Source organism: Methanobrevibacter sp., assembly GCF_017410345.1.
Classification (GTDB): Archaea; Methanobacteriota; Methanobacteria; order Methanobacteriales; family Methanobacteriaceae; genus Methanobrevibacter.
In genome coordinates this window covers 34,332-53,135 of record NZ_JAFQQZ010000048.1, presented here as the reverse complement: position 1 = coordinate 53,135, position 18,804 = coordinate 34,332, and the positions used below count along the sequence as shown (strand labels likewise).

Below are 18,804 nucleotides of genomic sequence, written 5' to 3'. Positions count from 1 at the left end.
TTCTTTATTTTTAAAAATACTTTGTATATGGTTCTATTTAAATGTTTTCTTAAATTTAAGGTCAATATTGATGCAATATTGAAAAATTATGATGATATGGTAAAAAAGAAGCAAAATTAGATGAGAAAAGTTATGTATAGTTTTGTATGGTAAACTTGTAAAGGCAAATATTTTATGATTTTTATGCTATTTTTGTTCAGAGATTTTTAAAAGTGGTTCGGTGGAATTTGTAAAAGTAGTTTAAGTAAATATTCTATAAAATGTCCTATTCGCCCTAAAGAGCATCATTTCCATTTTGAATGAAATTAGCTATTTCATGGATTCCATCTTCAATGATGCAGCTCTCGAATTCGCAGTCCGGATTGTTTGAAAACATTCCATCTCCATGCTTTTGGGCTGTGTTTTCAATGATTTCGGATTCCCTTATGTTCACTCTTCCATCAAAGCTGTGTATTGCCCCTCCATGCTCCAAGGCCTGGTTTTCGATCAGTTTGGATTTAAATATGCTTAGGATTCTCTCATTGTGAATTCCTCCGCCGACCTTTGCGGTGTTCTGATTCAGCAATGATTCATTGATGATGAGATTGCCGTTTCCAGAGAATATTCCTCCACCTATCTCTGCAGTGTTTTCACTCAGTTGGGATGATATGAGCTTCACATCATCGCCGGCGCTGTATATTGCACCGCCAAAGAATCTGGCATGGTTTTTCCTGAACCTTGACTTTCTTATTGTCATCTGGGCCCTGTAGTTGCATATTGCGCCACCCATATTTGCTTTGTTTTGGATGAATCTGCAATGGCTTATGTCCATTCTGCCCTTGTAGTTGTGTATGGCTGCGCCGTTTGACCTTGATGCATTGTTGATGAATCTGCAGTTTTCTATGCTCATCTCACCTTCATCATTGTATATGGCGCATGAGGAGTTCCTGAATGTTATGTTTTTAAGGGTGATGCCCTTTGAGTTTGAATAGAATATCCCTGCCAATGATTTGGCATCGATTGTGTGGCCGTTACCGTCTATGGTCAGGTTTTCCCCATCCAATCTGATTCCTTCCCCATATATTGATTCCTCACCTTCAGAGAGTGTTATGTCTGAATTGAGCATGATTTCGGCCAATCCGCTATGGATCAAATAGTCAAGATATTTGAAGTCTTTCATTGCATCACCAGTAAGTAATATTATTTTTGTGATTAATATTACTTAACTGTTTCAATTTTCATAGCTTAGTGATTGGATTTATGAAAAATTGTAAAATGAGATTGGAATGTAGTTCGTTAATACACTTGAATATTTTGAAAAATTTTAAATAAAACCTTTATATTATTAACTTTATATTATTATATAACTATTTTTTAACTTTTATAGGGGAATAAGATGTCTAATGATTTAAATTTGGAAATAGAAGATATTGGTGCAATTAATAAAGCCAACATTAATATAAATAAAATTAATGTTGTTGGTGGAATCAATTCCAGTGGTAAATCTACAGTAAGTAGATTATTATATTGTTTTTTAAAATCAAGTTATTTGAGTAAAAAAGAAAATGTTGTAAATTTATTAATTGATGAGATAAATAGTGTTTTAAAAATTAATGTAAGCAATATTAGTAATCCTAAAAAAAACTTCATAATAGAAGATGATTTTTCTGAAATTATCGAAGAATATGAGGAATACAAAGAACAATATTATGTAGAAGATGAGGAATTGGATTATTTAAAAAAAACAAATGAAATATCTTTAAGAGGTAAATTTGATTTTATTGAATCATTAAGAGCTATTTTAGAATTATTTGATTTTTATGATGAAAATACAATGTTTTCTCGTATTTTTAAAGAATTACTTTATAATGAAAAATTAATAGGGTTTCCAGGAACATTAAAAATCTATTCCTCTACTTTTGAATCAATACTGGAAACTAAAAAAGACATGATTTATTTTGCGGAAGGAAGTTTTGGAATCAATACTACTCTTCTTCCTCTTCGTGATTTGTTTAATGCTTCAAACATCAAAATTAATTTTGATGAATTAAATGAAATTTGTTTAAATGACATAAATGGTTCATTAAATGTTTCAAGCAATGCTTTTTATATAGATTCATTTTCAATTTTAAATATTTTTAATTTTATGAATTCAGAAGTATTTAATGATGCTGACTATGATTATATTGGTCTCAAGGAACATGTATCACATTTGATAACTGATTTATATGGGGGAGAAAATATGGAATCAATTGAATATGATTCGATATTTAATCATGTTATAGATAAGATCAATAGTCTTTTTAAAGGTTATTTTCAACCTCAATTTTACCAAGGGGACTTTAAATTAGAAACAGAAAACTCCACATATTTTACAGTAAATACCTCTTCAGGAATCAAACAACTCGGTATTTTACAATTATTACTTAAGAAAGAGAAACTAAAGCCTGGTTCTTTTTTAATAATAGATGAACCAGAAGTTAATTTACATCCGGAATGGCAATTTAGATTTGCTGAAATATTGGTTCTTTTAGCTAAAGAACTAGATATCACTCTTTATATTAATTCTCACAGTCCAATGTTTATTGAATCAATTGACGCATTTACAGAGTATTATGACATGGCTGATGATATAAATTATTATTTAACTGAAGAATCAGAGATTGAAGATAAATATAATTTCATTAAAGTTGAATCTAATGAATTATATAAGATTTATGAAAATCTTGGTAATGCATATAAATTAGTTGATCAGCTTAGATTGAAAAAACGATTAGAGAGGTAGTTTTAAATGTCTAAGTTAAATAATCAAGATTTTATTAAATTTTTGAGAAGTTTTGACGATGGTGAAAACAATAATCATAAATATCTTGATACTATTACCGAAATATCTAGAAAACATTCTGGAAAAAGAAAATCTCTAATTGAAAACGAAAAGAAGATGTATTCCTTAGATGATATTGCTAAAGGTAGTAGTGCTTTAAATAATAATCTTCCAAAAACCGCCGATGCCCTTTATTTTAAAGAAGAAGATGAAAAACTTTCTTTATATATTATTGAATTTAAATTCCATAATTTAGATGATCCTGATCCTAAAGATTTATTATATAATTTTGTGGATGAAATATATGCATTTCCTAAAAAATTTAAATGTGTTTCAAAATATAAAAGAGATTTAAATAAGATTAAGAAATATTATGGGGATAATGTTAAACATTCTTTAATTTTAAAACCCATTGAATCATTAAGGGTGGCTATTCCTAAATTATATAAAGAATATGATTCAGATATTGATGAAAAAGAAATAGAAGACTATTTAAATACCATTGAAAAAAAATTAATTGTTTTTGTAAGTACTTATACTGAAGATGGAAAGTATAATCCTCAAAAAGAAAGATTAGAAAGTATGAGCACAGGGTTAGAAAGGCATTTTGACAGATTAAAAGATGGAAATATTATAAACTCTTATAAAATAATACCTAGTACAAACTTTGATGAGTTTTTAGAAAATGAATCTTTAAATTAGCTATTTTTTTTTTAATTAAATGGTTATTATGAAAAATAATATATGTGGAATTTATTCCATTACTAGAAAAAGTACAGGACAAATCTATATTGGTCAAAGCATTGATATTAAAAGAAGATTCGAAGAGCATAAAAGAGGGATGCATGCTCCAGTGTCTAAAATAGACAATGCCATGTTAAAATATGATGAAGATGATTTTGAACTAAAAATCATCAAATGCTGCAAACCACGATATCTGAACCGTTTTGAAAAATTGTATATTAAAATTTATAATGCTTTTGAAGATGATTTTCATTATAATATGACAGTAGGTGGAGATGGATTAGGTTCTGGTGAAGATCATCCTAATTTTGGTACAAAACATACTGAAGAGCATAAAAGGAAAATAAATGCTTCAATGAGTGGTCCAAATAATCCCAATTATGGTAAAATAAGAAGTAAGGAACATTCAGAAAAAATCAGTAGGGCTTTGAAAGGAAAAATGGCTGGTTCAAAGAATCCGATGTATGGTCGTAGAGGAGAAAATAGCCCAATATTAGGTAGAAAACATACTGAAGAAGAAAGAGCCAAAATTAGTAAAACTAGAATTGAAAAAGGACTTTCAAAAGGAAAAAATAATCCAATGAGCAGGCCAGAAGTCAGAAAAAAGGTTTCGATTAAAAATAGTGGAGAGAACAATCCTTTTTATGGTAAAAAACATACAGAGGAGTCACTTAAAAAGATGAGTGAAAATAATGCTAGATATTGGTTAGGTAAACATCTTTCAGAAGAGCATAAAAGGAAAATAGGGGATGCTCAAAAAGGTAGGAAAGAAAGTATTGAAAAAGTTATAGAAATGAGTAAAATAAGTTCAAGTACAGGTTTCTTCCATGTTTCAAAACAAAATGCAAAAGGAGTTGACCAAGGGTTTATTTACAGATACACTTTTTATGATGATGAAGATAATAAAAAACAAATTTCCTCTGTAGATATTGAAAAACTTGAAAAATTAGTTAAAGATAAAGGATTGTTATGGTTAGTAGTGGATGAGGAAAAGGCTAAAAAGACTTTAGAATTTAATAAAAAACAGAAACAAAAACCTAAAAAACAAAAATATAAGTTTTGGGAAACCAGTAAAGTTCAATATAGAAAAAGTGAAATGTTTAGAAATAATGAGGATGGTTTGTTACCTAGAAGTTGTTTTGTTGCTAAATTTAATGGGAAGAAAATAGCTATTGGAACTTTTAAGGAGTTTGTTAGTCCTAGTATTATTCATGATTTGATTATAACCTTTAATAATAAAAAAAATTGGGACTAAACAAGAATAGCAAACTAAGGTAGACCTATTCTAGAAATATATTGTGAAAATCTAATAGATAAATTCTCTCTATGTAACTCATTCAAAGAGCAATAATATTTTTCTTTATGAATATTATAAAAATTATCTCTAGGGATAGTATAATATCTTTTGAAATCAATAACCAAATCTCCATGAGAAAATTCTTCAGAATCCTTTAAAAAATGGTAACGAGGAATTTCATTTTGCATAATCTTTTTCCAAGAAGTACTACTTTTTTTACCATAATTATTCATAAAAAATCCATTATTTTCTAGATGTTCGCCTAATCTAACTTGTTCTGCGGGGAAACATTCTGAAACAAGAATCGATGGTAAAAATTTATCATGGATAGGTTTTAACTGGTCTTTAGATATGTTTTCACTCTCTTTTAATTTTTCATGTTTATTGAAATCTTGTTCTAAATCACAATCTTGAGATAATACTACAATATAAGGAAATTCTATAATTTCTAATTTTTTTAAGTTAATATTATATATTTGCATATCAACATTTTTTAATAAATCTCCTTGCAAAACACGATTTGTGTCGTTTATTCGAAACTGAGAAACAATATTTGATTTCATATATATCAAACGCTTATATATCTAGTGGAATGCTTTTTTTTATTCTAGTAGTATTAGTCCTATATCTTCCAGTATCAAATTTTATATCTTTAATGGATTTTTGTTTAATAATTTTAGGATTTTTTTCTTTGATAGGTTTATCCACAACATTTTTAGCAAAATATTTAGTAGTCATCAGAATTCCCCATAATTTTTCTTAATTCCTGTTCTAAACTTTTTTCAAATTGGTTGTAAATAATCTCATTCATTTCTAACAAGTCACTTTTAATATTTTCAAAGGATTCATTACCTTTAAGGTAACAGTCATAATCTAAAATAAAATCTTTATTAGATGAAATATTTGGGTATTCTGGGTTAAAATGACCAAATTGGAAAGCTAAGATATAATCTTCAATACTTAATTCAACTCTACTTAAAGATTGAATAAGTAATTTTTCATCAAATTCTTTGTTAATCAGATGTAAGTTAGGATTAATATAATCGTCTAAATTTTCATAATTTCTTATGTCAATTTGATTAATATATCTAAGTCCAATATATTTTATTTGTGTAATAGGATAACTTTTCAATCCTTTTAAAATCAGATCAACATCTTCTGAAAAATCTTCAAAAGTAGTATAATAAGAACCTTTATAAATCAATGCGAGAGATGTGGCACTTAGTTCAACTCTCTTGTCATCTTTATTAAAAAAACTCCAAATCAAATTCTCTTCACTATCACTACCAATAGGAATACCCTCATTATCTAATTTTACATTAATATGTTTGTTTGTATTAAATTTAGCATCACCAAATTCTTTAAAAATTATTTCTTGAAATTTAGCCGCGGATTCTTTTTTTGTATTGTACAGTTCTAAGATTGGAGGGAATTCTATTTTAAAAATTACTTCATTTAGAAAATTTTTAGGATATTTTGTTTTACTCATAATAACACCAAAAACAAATGATCTGGTAAAAATTGGTTTTATCTTTTGTTGTTTTGAACAATATATATTATATTTTGTTAATATATAAAAATTTCTTAATATATTGTTTGAACCTGTAATTAATTATAAAATTTAAAAAAATTAATTTTTACTATTTTAACATGTTATTAGAGTAATTTTTAAAAATATTATGAACATACATATTAATGATTTATTTTTATCTTAAATATAGATAGAATAATGTATAAAATATCTCTTGAATATAAGTATATTGGAGGAAGATTATGTTTTCATTAGCTGAATTAGGATTTTTTGAAAAACTTATGGAAATGAGTGAAGGTTTTGTTTTAGATTTTTCAAACGGCACATTCAGTACTTTTGTAGCCGATTCTATTGGGATTGATATTTATTCTGATGAATATAAATATAAAGTTGAGAATAAATTTGGTAGTTCTTCGAAAGCAAATATTTTAAGGTATATTCTTAGGAATGAAGATGAAAAATTAGTTTTAAAATTAATTAATGATTTAGTAGAATATTATGAATTTAGTTATTTTTATGGATGTGATGAACATTTATTACTTAGAGCAAAAGATATTTTAAAAAAGTATAATTCAAATACTTTAATTGACGAAGATTCTTCCGAAGATAGAATAATTGATTTAATAAGAGAAATTAATAAAAGTTCTTCTGAAGGCAAACCTATTTTTGCTTTGGATAGATTACATACTTTAGTTCAAAATAAACTTAGAGAGATTTGTACTTTTCATGGTATTGAATTTGAAAAAAAGGATAATATTGATCAATTATTAAAAAAATATTTAAATTTCATTGAGGAATTTTATCATTTTGATTCTGCTATGTCAAAATCTATTTTAAAACAGAGCATATCTTTGTTTTCAGAATTTAATCATGTTCGTAATAATATGTCTTATGCACATGATAATCCAGTTTTAAATCAAGAAGAGAGTTTATTAATTTTTAAAAATATTGTTAACACTTTAAATTTTATTTCTAGCATCGATGAATATTTTAAATTATAAATATTTTTATAATTTTTTATCTTTTTTCTTCTATCCCAACAATCCCCTTATTCAAAAAGAAACATGTTTTAGCACATCCTTTTAAAGAATGTATTATAAGCATCATCACTTTTTCTGTCCTTTAGGCCCTATTTCCAATATTTTGTCTTCAAATGAATTAGGATAAGGTATTAAGTCATATCTTCTTTTTTAATAGTTTCTTTTATCATATTGTAGCTTGTTTCAATTGAATCCAAATTATCATTGAAGCTTTTTAACTGTTAATTTTTTATTTAAATTTTTTTCAATATTTTTATCAAGAAAAGATAATATTGATTCTCCATCTTCAATTAATTGTCTTACTTCATTTTTGAAATATATTCTCTCATTATTTATTTCATTGTACTTAACTTTTTCATACCCCATAACTTTTTTTGTTTCATCAGGGTATTCTAAATATATTTTAGGTTTTGCAATTTTATTCGAAAGATTTATTGAAACCATGTATATTTTATCATATTTTTGATAAAATTTACTAATTTGTATTATTTGGTTTTGATTCATGATACTTGGTATAAATGAAGTTAACTTATCCCATTTTTTATTTTCATACTTTGGAAAAAATTTTAGATTTTTATAAAAATTTTCTAATTCTTTTTTATATTTTTCATCATTAGCATTGTTTATATCATTTCTTAAGTAGTTTTCTTCATAGTCTTTTAATGAGTCGATATATAGAAATATTTCTGATTTTAAGAGAGCATATGCCCCTCTCTTTTTTTTATTAAATCTATAGTTTTCTGTAAAAAGAGCCAATACCCATGCAATAAATGCACCTAAGATTGCAGCAATTATTGTAGCAAAAACCATAGGGTTATTAAACATTTCAAAACACATATTAACCTCTAATTTTTTAATTCAAAATAATCTTGTTCATTTGCTTCATGGAACTTAAAAGGAGTCCATGCATCTGGTAAATCATCTTTTACTTCCTCATAATTCATTTCTCTGTACTTTTTAGCATCCTCTTGAGGAACTTTTTTTCTTTCAAGTAATGTAGAGTGGAAATCTACCTCGTGTCTCATACAAATATTATGTCTTCTAATGTTTCTCCTGAATTTTCTTATTTCTTGATCTGTCCAATTTTCGTTGATATGATAATCTTCTTCAGTCTGGCCTTTGTGTTTACTTGGACTGTATTCATCAAATGTTTGATCCAAAGGCCTATAACGACAATCGGTTATTTGCACTCCCCAATTTGCACAATTTACTCTTTTTTCTTCCATTTCATTGTAGTCTAGGTCGTAATTGTAAATCATGAAAATGCTGATTTCCTTTTCCTTAAATCCTGCGTCTACTAATAAATCAACTTGTTTTTTGATGTATTTTGCTTGTTTTGCACTGTGATCCCAAGCTATTTTTGGATTTTTAAATCCAGCGTCTTTTAGTTTTTTAGCTAAATGAGGATTTTTTAACATTATACGGCCATCAAATCCGGATTGTGATTCTACATAAGTTATTTTTTTCTCTTTTTTAAGTTCAATTAACTCATCTAAAATATCTTCAATATAATAATTTGCTAAAAGATTGTTATCATAAAAGATTAGCTTTTTCTTAACAATTTCATCTTTAATGCTTTTTTTACATAGCCATTCTGGTTCTATAATGTAAGTTCCACAGAACCCACACTTACGTATACAACCTCTAGTAGTGTGTAGAATCTGATAATCCACATCAACTAAATCATATGCAGGGATTAGTTTTTCAGCTTCTGGTATTGTTCCAAGAATTACATCATCGCAGCCGGTATATTCCTTACAGTGATCTGGCATTAAAGATGCATAAATACCTCCTACAATAATTGGAGTATTCTTAAATTTATGTTTGTAGTATTGTACAGCATTTTTAACATATTTGGACCAGTAAGTAAAAATAGAAGTTACACAGATTAAATCGGGTTTAAATCCATCTTCTACTTCATTTGTATCTCCAAAATCCAAAGTGGTTTGGGCATAATCCAATTTAGGTTCTTCAAAACGGATTAATTTGATTTTAATATCCTTTTCTCTTAAATAGGAAGCGATTTTTAAAAGTCCAATAGGTAAAAAATTAGAGTGGTTTCTACTTTTTCCAGGAATTGGAAAATTAGGTTCCACTAGTAAGACACATTTAACATCATCTGTTATCCAATCTTCGAACATTAATATCACCTCCTATACTTTACAAAAATATATAGGTTTTGATCTTATTTAATAGTTTCGATCGAATTTTAAAACAGTTGATTTTTGGATCAAACTTTATAATTGAACATATTTTAAATAAATTATTAAATTATTAATATTTTGTTTAAAATTCCTATCTTTTTCAAATAATTTTTAGTATATTAATTTTAATATTGAACATATCAATATTTTTCTAAAAGATCTAATCTTTAATTCATAAATAGTTTACAATATATTACTTAATCGATTTGATCTTTATGATCTTTTTGTTTTAGATCTAAAAAAGAATTTATATTTTATTAAAAACGATTTAAATCTTTTTAAATCATTTAATTTTTTCTAATTTTTCTATATTTTTGAAAATATTTGATTTATGTTCTAAATATCCAATTTAAGAACTTTTTAGTAAGATTTATATTATTTTACAACATAATATTAATATTGATGTCAAATGGGGAAATTGTAATTGTTTCGTAATTTTTTAATTAACGAATAAAAAGGTTAAATTATGTCATTTAAAGAAATTCAATCTGAAATCAAGCCTAGTTATAACTCCGCTAATTCAGATATCGTTAACGATTTTTATAATAAAGTTTTATCAGAATCTATTAGATATGATCGTATTTCTGGTTTTTTCAGTTCTACAAGTCTTGCAGTGGCTGCTCGTGGTATTGATAAATTTATAAAAAATAATGGACATATGAGATTAATTTGTGGCGCTCAATTAGATGAAGAAGATTTAAAATCTATAAATAATTCTGAAGATTTAAAGAATATTATCGATGAGAAATTTTTAAGAGATTATAATTCTATTGAAGATGAATTAGTTAGAAATCATGTCAAAGTCCTTGGATGGATGGTTGCTAATGGGTATTTAGAAGTTAAAATAGGAATAAATAAAAAAAGTGATGGATCTTATTCTAATGGAATGTTACATTCTAAAATAGGTATTATGTATGATGAATTGGGAGATTCGTTGCTATTTAATGGATCTGTTAATGAAACTGCATATGGTTGGAAAAATAATATAGAATCTTTAAAAGTATTTTTCAGTTGGAAAAATCCAGAATATATGGAAGATGATAAAAAAGATTTTGAAAATTTTTGGAAAGGATTAGATCCTTCATTAGCTATTTTTGAAGTTCCTGAAGCCACTAAGAAAAAATTAGTTGAAATAGCACCAAAATCCAGAAAAGAATTAGAAGAATTACCATTGAATCATAAACCTAAACTAAGAGAATATCAGAATGATGCATTAAAATCTTGGTTAGATAATGATATGAAGGGTATTTTTGCCATGGCAACTGGGACTGGTAAAACATTTACTGCATTATCTTGTTTTGATGAGTTATCTAGTAAAAAAAGTCAATTAATGACGGTAATTGTTTGTCCTCAAAAACACTTAATAAGTCAATGGGAAAGAAATTTAGAATTATTTGATTATAAAGGTGATTTTTTAAATGTTGATGGAGACAATCCTAATTGGACTTCAGAGTTATTAGCTTCAATTGGAGATTTAGAATCTGGACTAAATAGAAAATTAGTTATTTTTACCACTTTTAATACATTTGCAAGAAAGAAATTTATGGATAAAATCAATTTATATGATGGTGAAATATTACTCATAGTTGATGAAGTTCATGGTATTGGTGCAACTGAGTTTAGAAAAGGTCTCATTCCTGATAAATATGATTATCGTTTAGGTTTAAGTGCAACTCCTGAAATTGAAGATGATTTTGAAAGAACTGATTTAGTTTATGATTATTTTGGGGGAATAGTATATACTTATGACTTAGAGAAAGCTATTCAAAATGGTTTTTTAACTCATTATAATTATTATCCTCAATTTATTGATCTGGATAAAAACGAATTAGAAGATTATATGTATTATACTCATAAAATGTCTCGATTTATAGGTAAAGAAAAATTAACTCAAAAAGAAGAAAAAGCTCTTAGAAGTTTTCAAAGAAAACGTAGGAATATTATAAATAATGCTGAAGCAAAAATGGCTTTCTTAAGAGATTTCTTAAGAAATAATAAAGATATTAAAGATTTAATTATTTACTGCACTGGTGAACAAAAAAGGGAAATTTTAGAATATTTAAATGAATTAGGTATTTCTAATCATCAGTTTACTGGTGAAGAAAGCACAAAGAAAGTTCATGGAGAGTCAGAGAGAGATCGTATATTAAGATTGTTTTCAAGCGGATATTTCCAGGTTTTGGTTGGTATTAAATGTTTAGATGAAGGTGTTGATGTACCTTCAACTCAAACAGCTATTTTAATGGCAAGCACATTAAATTCACGTCAACATGTTCAAAGAAGAGGCCGTGTTTTAAGAAAGAGCCCTGGAAAAGAAAAGGCAAATATTTTTGATTTAGTTGTATTTCCAAATATTAAAAATGAGCCAGATTATATCAAGAGAATTATTAAAAATGAACAAAAACGATATGATGAATATGCAGATTTAGCTGATAATTATGTAGAATGTAGTAAATTATTTATGAAGAAATGGGAGGAAAATAGATGAAAAATGATAGTTTAGAAATAATTGAATATATTGAAAATTCGGATTATGATGAGAAGATGAAAAATTTTTTCATTAAAGCTATTATATATGAGTTAAGAAATCCTGATAATTATCGTTATAAGGCCCAATATGAAAATATGATAGAATCTTCTATGGAGGACTAATATGTTTTTAGATTTTATTGAAATAACTAATTTTAGGCCTTTTTATGGTACTCAGAAGGTAAATTTTGGCTACAATGATGAAGAGAATTTGACTATTATTTTGGCTAATAATGGTAGTGGTAAAACTTCTCTTGTAAATGCTTTTACTTGGTGTTTATATGGTGAAGAACTTCATGATGTAAGAGATAAATCTGAACCATTATATAATTTAAGAGCAGCTAGTGAAGTTGAAGAGGAAAATAGTTCTGTAGCTGAAGTTTTAGTTAGTGTTAAAATACGATTTTACTATTTTGAAGAAGATGAATATGGGGATTTAATTAAAAAATATTTTGTTGTAAGTAGGGAATTACCTTTCCAAAAATGGGGTACTGCGGATTGGCAATCACCTTATGAAAGTTATCTAATTGTAGAAGAAACTGATAAAGAAATTAAAGAAGATGATTTGGCTATTTATGAAATTGAAACTAAGATCCCTCGTGATATGTTCCAATATTTCTTCTTTAATGGAGCAACATTGGCTAATTATTTTGAAGATGATTCAGATTTAAGCTTAAAAAATTCCATTGAAGAAATTTCCCAAATAGATTTAATAAATGATGTTTCTAATCATTTAAGTGGAACATACACTACACTTAATAACCGATATAAAGATAAAAAACCTAAAGGACAAAAAAATTATAATAAACTTATTGAGGAAAAAATTAAGGAAAAAGCTCAAAAAGAGAAAAAGATTTCTGATAATCACGATTTAGTTGATATTGCAGTTAATAATATTACACATTATAGTGATCTACTCGAAAAAGTAGATTCAGATTATGCAAAGGAATTAAATGCTAATAGAAATTCTTTAGAAAATGAATTAGAAACAGTTAAAAACAATATTAAAAATGATACAAAAGAGTATGAATCTCTTATTTTAGAATTATTCCCTTTAACTGTTTTATTTGATGAATTAACTAAATCTATAGAAATTGCTGATGAAGCTAGAGAGAAGAAAACAGCCCCTCCTGAAATTGAAAGAGACTTATTGAATGATATTTTAGAAGATGGATATTGTATTTGTGGTACTAAACTTGCAGATCATCCTGAATGTGTTGAAGAACTTAAAAAAAGGTTAAGAGGCACTAGCGGAGTCAAGGTAGAAACATTCTATAAGGATTATTATGATATAAAAGATGTTATTAAAAGATTAAAAGACCTTCCAAAAATCGAAACTCTTAGAGAGAATATTATAACTGCTAAAGCCAGAAAAGTTACTTTAGATACCCAAATAGAGTCAATATCAAAAGAATTAGCTTCTTTTGATTTAGAAGAAGTAGAACAATATGAAAAACATCTTCAAAAAAATAAACAAGAGAGAGATAGGCTTAGACAAGAGAATATTCAGTTAAGTTCTAAAGTTTCTAGTTTGGATAATGAAATCAAAAAATTAAAAGATGAACGTGATAGATCTGAAGTTCTTGATGGTGAATTAAAAGTTTTAAGCAATAAAATCAAATTTTGTGAGCAAGCTATGGGAACTATCACTGACTTGAAAAATAATGTTCAATCACATATTCGTGGAAAAGTTAATGATAAGATTCGAGACCAATTTATCGGTATTGATTGGCAATATGGAAAGTATACTGATGTAACTATTGAAGAAAATTATAAAATTAAAATTACCAAATCATCTGGTAGGGATATTAATCCTGGAGATTTGTCTGATGGTGAAGAGAGTTTGTTAGCTTTATCTTTCATGATGGCATTACATAGTTTAAGCGGATTTGAAATTCCTTTAATTATTGATGCACCTTTAGAAAAATTGGATAAAGGTAAAAGAATTGATTTTATTAAAGATTTACATAATTTCACTAAAGATAAACAAATTGTTTTCTTATTTACAGATAGTCAATATACTGATGATGTGAGAGCTAATATGTTAAAGAATATTGTAGATGAATACGAATTAAAACCTTCAGAGGATAAAACGGAGATTGTTAAACATGGCCAAATCTGAATTAAGTGTTTCAAATAGGTTAAACCGTGAAAAAGGTACTAATACCACATATAAAAATTTATTAGAACGTTCTGGTCCTTTAAATAAAAAAAATAAATATTTTGCTAGGGATATTTTTACTTTAGCTTTAGCTTATGGATATATGAAGAACATTAAGCTTCCGATTGAAACTAAAGATAATTTCCTAAATGCAGAGAACTTTGGGAAAAATTTACCTTCTTTGATTAATGCATTAGCTATTACTAAATCTGAGAAAGGGATACACGTGTTGGCAGAAGATAGTTCTGAAATATTTGATGTTGCCGAACAGTATGCTAATGGAGGATTAGACTTTTTAAATTCAGCATATGTAGGTAGTGAAGATGATTTTATCGAAACTTTAAGGATACATATTCTAAAGTTGAATAAAGATGATAAAATCATTAAAAAAATTGAAGAAATGGATTTATAAGTATAATAGTTTTTTATAAACTATTATTCTTTATTTTTTGGAGTAAAAATGGATAAAAAATCTTATTCTTTAATAGAAATTAAAGATGCTGATAAAACAGCAGATATAGAAGAATATTTTTTTAATGGGTCATTAATTGATTCAGAAGGAAATATAATTTATTTTGATCGCACTCCTATCTTTTTAAATAAAAGCGAATATTATTCTATAAAAAGAAATCAAAAAGTTTTATTTAGTTTTGAAGAAGTTTTAGCTATTTTTAAATCAGTTCCCATTATAAGAGAACCAAAAATCCCTTTCCCACAAGCAGATATTTTTGAAATTTTTATTGAAATTTGTGAAAAATTGTATCAACATAAATCTTTAAGTAGAGAACAAATAATGAAAATGTTTGATATTAATCCTCGACAATATAGTTTTTATATTTCTGCTGGAATGTATTTGGGATTAATAAATCATGAAAAATCTAAGCAAAGAAGTTTAAATCAAATTGGATTGGGGGTCTTTTCATTAGATATTAAAGAAAGGAATTTAGCTATTGTAAAATTGATTTTGCAACATAAACCTTTCCATGATGTATTTCGATTTTATTTAGATTACCAGAGAATACCTACTTCAGATGAAATTTTTGATATTTTAAAAAAGAATAAAATTTATAATGTTTCTTCAGATGTTACTTTAAAAAGAAGAGCAATGTCAGTTAGATCTTGGATTAAATGGATAGTAAATTTATATGGGGATTAAAATGTACCCTAAAAAAAGAGTAAGACAAATCAGAATATTACCAACTTCTTCGTCTGATTATGATTTTGAAGATGAAGAAGCCATGAAAAACTTTTTCACACAAAAGCTACCTTCAGATGCCAAATTTCATTTCTATAAAAACAATGTAGCAGATCCTGAAGGTACTTTAATATTGTTCCAGTACAATAATGCTATAGTTGCAAGCGGAATAATGGAAGATAGAATAGATACAATGGAAAAAGGGTATAATGGATATTATCTATTTAAAAAAAGTTCAATCAATCTTTTAACCACTCCTATTTCCAAAGATGAATTGAAAGATGCAGATGTAGGTTTTGAAAGATTCGGAAATACTGCAGCTGAAATTAAAATCAAGTATTTTAGAGAGATAAACAATCTGCTTGATGACCACTTTGAAGATTAAGTTATCTATCTAATAGTAATCATATATCTATCACTTATCTATCAAGTAGATATTAAATATCAATAATATATCTATTAACTAACTATCACTTATCTATCACTTATCCATCAAATAGCTATTAAATATCTATCTAATATCTATCATATATCTATCAAAATTATTCTATACATCACAAACAAAACTAAAACTCTCTCTCCATCCTTAAAATCCTTATTTGAGCATGCAAGCAAGCGCTTACACTCGGAAATCTTTATAAACGATTATAACAAACATAATAGTAGGTACGATTGAAATCCAATTGTACTATTTCTTTTTATTTCATAGTTGTCCTCATTTTATATATGCAGGAAAGACAAATCCCCAATTGTTTTTCCTGTATACAAACACGTTTTTTTCAATCAATCAACACATTTATTATTTTTAGATATTTTAAATCCAATATTGATGAATTGTAAAATTGATTTAATTCTGTAAAATTATAATTAAACTGTTAATTTTACTATTTATAATAAATAGTTTATAAATTATCATTATTTTTCAATTTTAAGTCAATATTGATGTTATTTTTGAGAAAAAACTTATATTCCAGTTTTTACTAATTTAATTTTAGATATTGGAAAAATATTTATAGTATACTGAGTATACTATAATTAGTGATATTATGATGACCAAAACCATAAAAATTTCCGAAAGCACCCATGAGTCCTTATCTGAATTGGCCTCTAAAAACGATACATTCAATGATGTGATCATGTTCTTGATAAACTATTACAAATCCAATGAGGAATTTACTGATGAGGAAGCCGAATTCTATAACAATGAGATAGAAAAATTTGAAAATGGTGATTTCGAAAATCTTACCAAGCTGACTTTGGAAGACTTGGAAGAGAGAATAAGAAAACTGGAAAATGAGATTAAAAAATGAGCTATGAACTTTTTGAGCATGATAATGTTAAAAGATTCTTTAAAAAGCATAAAAATGACAGGGAATTGTTATTGAGAATCAATAGAAAATATAGGGAAATTTCAATAAATCCCCATGCAGCTGATTTTAAACAGCTGAAATCCATCAAGTGTCCAAAATGCCATCGTGCCAGGGTTGGCAATTATAGAATAATATTCTACATCAATGATAGCAAAAGGCAAATCGAAATACTCGATATCATTCCACGCAGAAATGATTACAGGTTTTTTATATTTTAGGTGATTATTTACTGAAATTAAATAAAAGCCATTAAAATCAATTCTTAACTCCATCAGCATTTTAAGCTGAAATAAAAAACTTAATATACTAAATTTTACAAAATAACTATTGTATATAATAGTATACTATTGTATTAATAAAAGGGTTGGTTACAGTTGTCCTTGAACTGAATTTGACTGATTCTATAGGAACATATGACGATTTATCAATAACCTTGGATTGGAACATTGATTATCTTAAAGGGGTTTGATCATAGGTTCCTCTTCAATGACTTATTGATGCAGAAATCATCATATAAGGGGTTTGAATCGGTGAATTTAAAATAAGGATAATTTTCTTTGATTAGAAAATGTCAGCCATGCTGATATTGTAGGGGTTGGTTATCTTTTATTAAATTAATCTAAATTAGGATTAATTCTATTTTTATTAGTTTTTATTTCACTATTGAAAAAAAAGAAAAAAAGTCAAGTACTGATAATATCATCAGTACCCGTAAGTCAATATGTTTCCATCTTCATCCACGATTCTAAAGTATCCATCATCGTAGGTTATTCTATATGTTCCATCACCAAGGTCCTCACGGGAAACCTCATGTTCTGATGGGTCCCAGCCGTCAATGACATCATCCACCTTATTGTCTGTCTTGTACTTGTCGCTGTTTAGAACGCTATTGCTTTTAGATGTCTTTTTCACATATATGTTTCCGCTTAAGGTGGCTGGCTTGTACTCCTTGTTTCCATAATACTTTGCGCTTACTGTGAAGTTGTCCGCTATCAGATCCTCAAGCCTGCACTGGCCATTCTCGTTTGTCTTCAATGTGAAGTTTTCAGTGATTCCATTGCTTGCATGGGTAAGGTTGATTTCTATTCTTTGTCCCTTGATTGCTGAACCGTTCTCATCATTGAGCTTCAATACCAGGCTGTCTCCCTCATTTAAGGCTGGACTGTTTTCCATGGTCAGTATTGAAGTTTGAGCGCTCTCAAATGGATTTGCCATAAGGAATATTCCAAGTGCAATAAGGATGATGACTGTAGCGCATATGATTATTGTGTCTCTTGAATTCATATTATCCCCCCGAATAGATTAGTTAATTAATATTATCATTCATTCTCTTTTTATTCTTTTCTATAATTTTTTTGATTTTCACAGTTTTAATCTTTTTAATTTTCAATATCTGTGAATAATATCTTTCATTTGCAAAAGATTATCAAAAAATATTTTAATCACTTTCAATATATCATATTTTGTGATGTTTTCTAATATCTGAGTTAGAATACATATCACTTTAGTTATCAAATCATGTTAAGGGCGGTATGGCATTTTGCCATATTGCTCTAGCAGCTTTTTTTTAATTGGGATTTACAGATTCCTTCATCATTTTTTTCAATTTTTAAAGAATTTTGCAATATTTATAATGATTTTGATTTTTTTATCAAAAAACAATTAAAAAAATTTATATGATATTAGTTACATAATATAAATAAAGTATAATGGATATTTTTTCAATTATACTTTATATAGGTCTTTAGCCAGGAATGAAAATTAAAAATTACCCTAAAACTATATAATTAAAAATTTATTAAAACTATCAAACTAACTATTTAGAGAGTATTATTTTTCCAAAATATATGTCTAAATAATCTAATTTTTTATTCATATATTTTCTATCATCTTTCTTGGCTAAAGCCTTTTTTCAATTCATTCTCTTTTT

19 protein-coding genes are annotated in these 18,804 nt (G+C 26.9%); 12 read left to right on the top strand and 7 right to left on the bottom strand.

The window, feature by feature from the left end; all coding sequences use genetic code 11:
• Positions 1-274: 274 nt before the first annotated feature.
• Positions 275-1,159, bottom strand: coding sequence for a pectate lyase-like adhesive domain-containing protein (locus IJE13_RS07290; RefSeq protein ID WP_292778782.1), 885 nt, complete (start codon positions 1,157-1,159; stop codon positions 275-277).
• Positions 1,160-1,375: 216 nt separating this feature from the next.
• On the opposite strand from IJE13_RS07290, the gene IJE13_RS07285 reads away from it, so the two are divergent.
• Genes IJE13_RS07285 through IJE13_RS07275 form a run of 3 tightly spaced genes read left to right on the top strand, consistent with a single transcriptional unit; the run spans position 1,376 to position 4,802 of the window.
• The gene (locus tag IJE13_RS07285) at positions 1,376-2,764 is read left to right on the top strand and encodes an AAA family ATPase (protein ID WP_292778780.1); all 1,389 of its coding nucleotides are present in this window, start codon (positions 1,376-1,378) and stop codon (positions 2,762-2,764) included.
• Positions 2,765-2,770: 6 nt separating this feature from the next.
• A complete protein-coding gene (locus IJE13_RS07280; protein ID WP_292778778.1) occupies positions 2,771-3,505 on the top strand; it encodes a hypothetical protein in 735 nt (244 codons plus the stop codon).
• 28 nt (positions 3,506-3,533) lie between these two features.
• Positions 3,534-4,802: an NUMOD3 domain-containing DNA-binding protein gene (locus IJE13_RS07275; protein WP_292778775.1), complete on the top strand. Its 1,269-nt coding sequence runs from the start codon at positions 3,534-3,536 to the stop codon at positions 4,800-4,802.
• 14 nt (positions 4,803-4,816) lie between these two features.
• Here IJE13_RS07275 and IJE13_RS07270 read toward each other — a convergent pair whose 3' ends face one another.
• The 3 genes from IJE13_RS07270 to IJE13_RS07260 are packed head-to-tail and all read right to left on the bottom strand — an operon-like array spanning position 4,817 to position 6,333.
• Positions 4,817-5,407 (bottom strand): hypothetical protein, encoded by a 591-nt coding sequence (locus IJE13_RS07270; RefSeq protein ID WP_292778773.1) that lies wholly within the window; start codon positions 5,405-5,407, stop codon positions 4,817-4,819.
• A gap of 13 nt (positions 5,408-5,420) precedes the next feature.
• Positions 5,421-5,582 (bottom strand): hypothetical protein, encoded by a 162-nt coding sequence (locus tag IJE13_RS07265; RefSeq protein ID WP_292778771.1) that lies wholly within the window; start codon positions 5,580-5,582, stop codon positions 5,421-5,423.
• Complete coding sequence (locus tag IJE13_RS07260) at positions 5,572-6,333, bottom strand: TIGR04255 family protein (RefSeq protein WP_292778768.1); 762 nt, start codon at positions 6,331-6,333, stop codon at positions 5,572-5,574. The genes IJE13_RS07265 and IJE13_RS07260 overlap by 11 nt, the downstream gene beginning before the upstream one ends.
• Before the next feature lie 284 nt (positions 6,334-6,617).
• Between IJE13_RS07260 and IJE13_RS07255 the strand changes: the two genes are divergently transcribed.
• On the top strand, positions 6,618-7,376 hold the full coding sequence (locus IJE13_RS07255; RefSeq protein WP_292778765.1) for an abortive infection family protein: 759 nt from the start codon (positions 6,618-6,620) through the stop codon (positions 7,374-7,376).
• A gap of 240 nt (positions 7,377-7,616) precedes the next feature.
• Here IJE13_RS07255 and IJE13_RS07250 read toward each other — a convergent pair whose 3' ends face one another.
• Both IJE13_RS07250 and IJE13_RS07245 read right to left on the bottom strand, forming a co-directional pair.
• A complete protein-coding gene (locus tag IJE13_RS07250; RefSeq protein ID WP_292778763.1) occupies positions 7,617-8,252 on the bottom strand; it encodes a hypothetical protein in 636 nt (211 codons plus the stop codon).
• Positions 8,253-8,260: 8 nt separating this feature from the next.
• Positions 8,261-9,556: a cobalamin-dependent protein gene (locus IJE13_RS07245; RefSeq protein WP_292778760.1), complete on the bottom strand. Its 1,296-nt coding sequence runs from the start codon at positions 9,554-9,556 to the stop codon at positions 8,261-8,263.
• Between the two features lie 529 nt (positions 9,557-10,085).
• Between IJE13_RS07245 and IJE13_RS07240 the strand changes: the two genes are divergently transcribed.
• The 8 genes from IJE13_RS07240 to IJE13_RS07205 all read left to right on the top strand — a co-directional run bounded on the left by IJE13_RS07240 (position 10,086) and on the right by IJE13_RS07205 (position 17,092).
• Positions 10,086-12,107, top strand: a complete 2,022-nt coding sequence (locus IJE13_RS07240) for a DEAD/DEAH box helicase family protein (protein WP_292778758.1) — start codon at positions 10,086-10,088, stop codon at positions 12,105-12,107.
• Positions 12,104-12,271, top strand: coding sequence for a hypothetical protein (locus IJE13_RS07235; protein WP_292778756.1), 168 nt, complete (start codon positions 12,104-12,106; stop codon positions 12,269-12,271). The genes IJE13_RS07240 and IJE13_RS07235 overlap by 4 nt, the downstream gene beginning before the upstream one ends.
• Position 12,272: 1 nt before the next feature.
• Positions 12,273-14,270: an AAA family ATPase gene (locus tag IJE13_RS07230; RefSeq protein ID WP_292778754.1), complete on the top strand. Its 1,998-nt coding sequence runs from the start codon at positions 12,273-12,275 to the stop codon at positions 14,268-14,270.
• Positions 14,257-14,721: a hypothetical protein gene (locus IJE13_RS07225; protein ID WP_292778752.1), complete on the top strand. Its 465-nt coding sequence runs from the start codon at positions 14,257-14,259 to the stop codon at positions 14,719-14,721. The genes IJE13_RS07230 and IJE13_RS07225 overlap by 14 nt, the downstream gene beginning before the upstream one ends.
• Positions 14,722-14,769: 48 nt before the next feature.
• Positions 14,770-15,465: a hypothetical protein gene (locus tag IJE13_RS07220; RefSeq protein ID WP_292778751.1), complete on the top strand. Its 696-nt coding sequence runs from the start codon at positions 14,770-14,772 to the stop codon at positions 15,463-15,465.
• Position 15,466: 1 nt separating this feature from the next.
• Positions 15,467-15,889 carry a hypothetical protein gene (locus IJE13_RS07215; protein ID WP_292778749.1) on the top strand — a complete coding sequence of 141 codons (423 nt, stop codon included), beginning with the start codon at positions 15,467-15,469 and terminating at the stop codon, positions 15,887-15,889.
• A gap of 661 nt (positions 15,890-16,550) precedes the next feature.
• The gene (locus tag IJE13_RS07210; protein WP_292778747.1) at positions 16,551-16,814 is read left to right on the top strand and encodes a hypothetical protein; all 264 of its coding nucleotides are present in this window, start codon (positions 16,551-16,553) and stop codon (positions 16,812-16,814) included.
• Complete coding sequence (locus IJE13_RS07205; RefSeq protein WP_292778745.1) at positions 16,811-17,092, top strand: hypothetical protein; 282 nt, start codon at positions 16,811-16,813, stop codon at positions 17,090-17,092. Before IJE13_RS07210 ends, IJE13_RS07205 begins: the two co-directional genes overlap by 4 nt.
• 484 nt (positions 17,093-17,576) lie before the next feature.
• Here IJE13_RS07205 and IJE13_RS07200 read toward each other — a convergent pair whose 3' ends face one another.
• On the bottom strand, positions 17,577-18,158 hold the full coding sequence (locus IJE13_RS07200) for a carboxypeptidase-like regulatory domain-containing protein (protein ID WP_292778743.1): 582 nt from the start codon (positions 18,156-18,158) through the stop codon (positions 17,577-17,579).
• Positions 18,159-18,804 lie beyond the last annotated feature (646 nt).

Excerpts from the sequence above, each read along its gene's own strand:
- IJE13_RS07290 (WP_292778782.1), bottom strand. The coding sequence starts at position 1,159 with ATGAAAGACTTCAAATATCTTGACTATTTGATCCATAGCGGATTGGCC.
- IJE13_RS07285 (WP_292778780.1), top strand. The coding sequence starts at position 1,376 with ATGTCTAATGATTTAAATTTGGAAATAGAAGATATTGGTGCAATTAAT.
- IJE13_RS07280 (WP_292778778.1), top strand. The coding sequence starts at position 2,771 with ATGTCTAAGTTAAATAATCAAGATTTTATTAAATTTTTGAGAAGTTTT.
- IJE13_RS07275 (WP_292778775.1), top strand. The coding sequence starts at position 3,534 with ATGAAAAATAATATATGTGGAATTTATTCCATTACTAGAAAAAGTACA.
- IJE13_RS07270 (WP_292778773.1), bottom strand. The coding sequence starts at position 5,407 with ATGAAATCAAATATTGTTTCTCAGTTTCGAATAAACGACACAAATCGT.
- IJE13_RS07265 (WP_292778771.1), bottom strand. The coding sequence starts at position 5,582 with ATGACTACTAAATATTTTGCTAAAAATGTTGTGGATAAACCTATCAAA.
- IJE13_RS07260 (WP_292778768.1), bottom strand. The coding sequence starts at position 6,333 with ATGAGTAAAACAAAATATCCTAAAAATTTTCTAAATGAAGTAATTTTT.
- IJE13_RS07255 (WP_292778765.1), top strand. The coding sequence starts at position 6,618 with ATGTTTTCATTAGCTGAATTAGGATTTTTTGAAAAACTTATGGAAATG.
- IJE13_RS07250 (WP_292778763.1), bottom strand. The coding sequence starts at position 8,252 with ATGTGTTTTGAAATGTTTAATAACCCTATGGTTTTTGCTACAATAATT.
- IJE13_RS07245 (WP_292778760.1), bottom strand. The coding sequence starts at position 9,556 with ATGTTCGAAGATTGGATAACAGATGATGTTAAATGTGTCTTACTAGTG.
- IJE13_RS07240 (WP_292778758.1), top strand. The coding sequence starts at position 10,086 with ATGTCATTTAAAGAAATTCAATCTGAAATCAAGCCTAGTTATAACTCC.
- IJE13_RS07235 (WP_292778756.1), top strand. The coding sequence starts at position 12,104 with ATGAAAAATGATAGTTTAGAAATAATTGAATATATTGAAAATTCGGAT.
- IJE13_RS07230 (WP_292778754.1), top strand. The coding sequence starts at position 12,273 with ATGTTTTTAGATTTTATTGAAATAACTAATTTTAGGCCTTTTTATGGT.
- IJE13_RS07225 (WP_292778752.1), top strand. The coding sequence starts at position 14,257 with ATGGCCAAATCTGAATTAAGTGTTTCAAATAGGTTAAACCGTGAAAAA.
- IJE13_RS07220 (WP_292778751.1), top strand. The coding sequence starts at position 14,770 with ATGGATAAAAAATCTTATTCTTTAATAGAAATTAAAGATGCTGATAAA.
- IJE13_RS07215 (WP_292778749.1), top strand. The coding sequence starts at position 15,467 with ATGTACCCTAAAAAAAGAGTAAGACAAATCAGAATATTACCAACTTCT.
- IJE13_RS07210 (WP_292778747.1), top strand. The coding sequence starts at position 16,551 with ATGATGACCAAAACCATAAAAATTTCCGAAAGCACCCATGAGTCCTTA.
- IJE13_RS07205 (WP_292778745.1), top strand. The coding sequence starts at position 16,811 with ATGAGCTATGAACTTTTTGAGCATGATAATGTTAAAAGATTCTTTAAA.
- IJE13_RS07200 (WP_292778743.1), bottom strand. The coding sequence starts at position 18,158 with ATGAATTCAAGAGACACAATAATCATATGCGCTACAGTCATCATCCTT.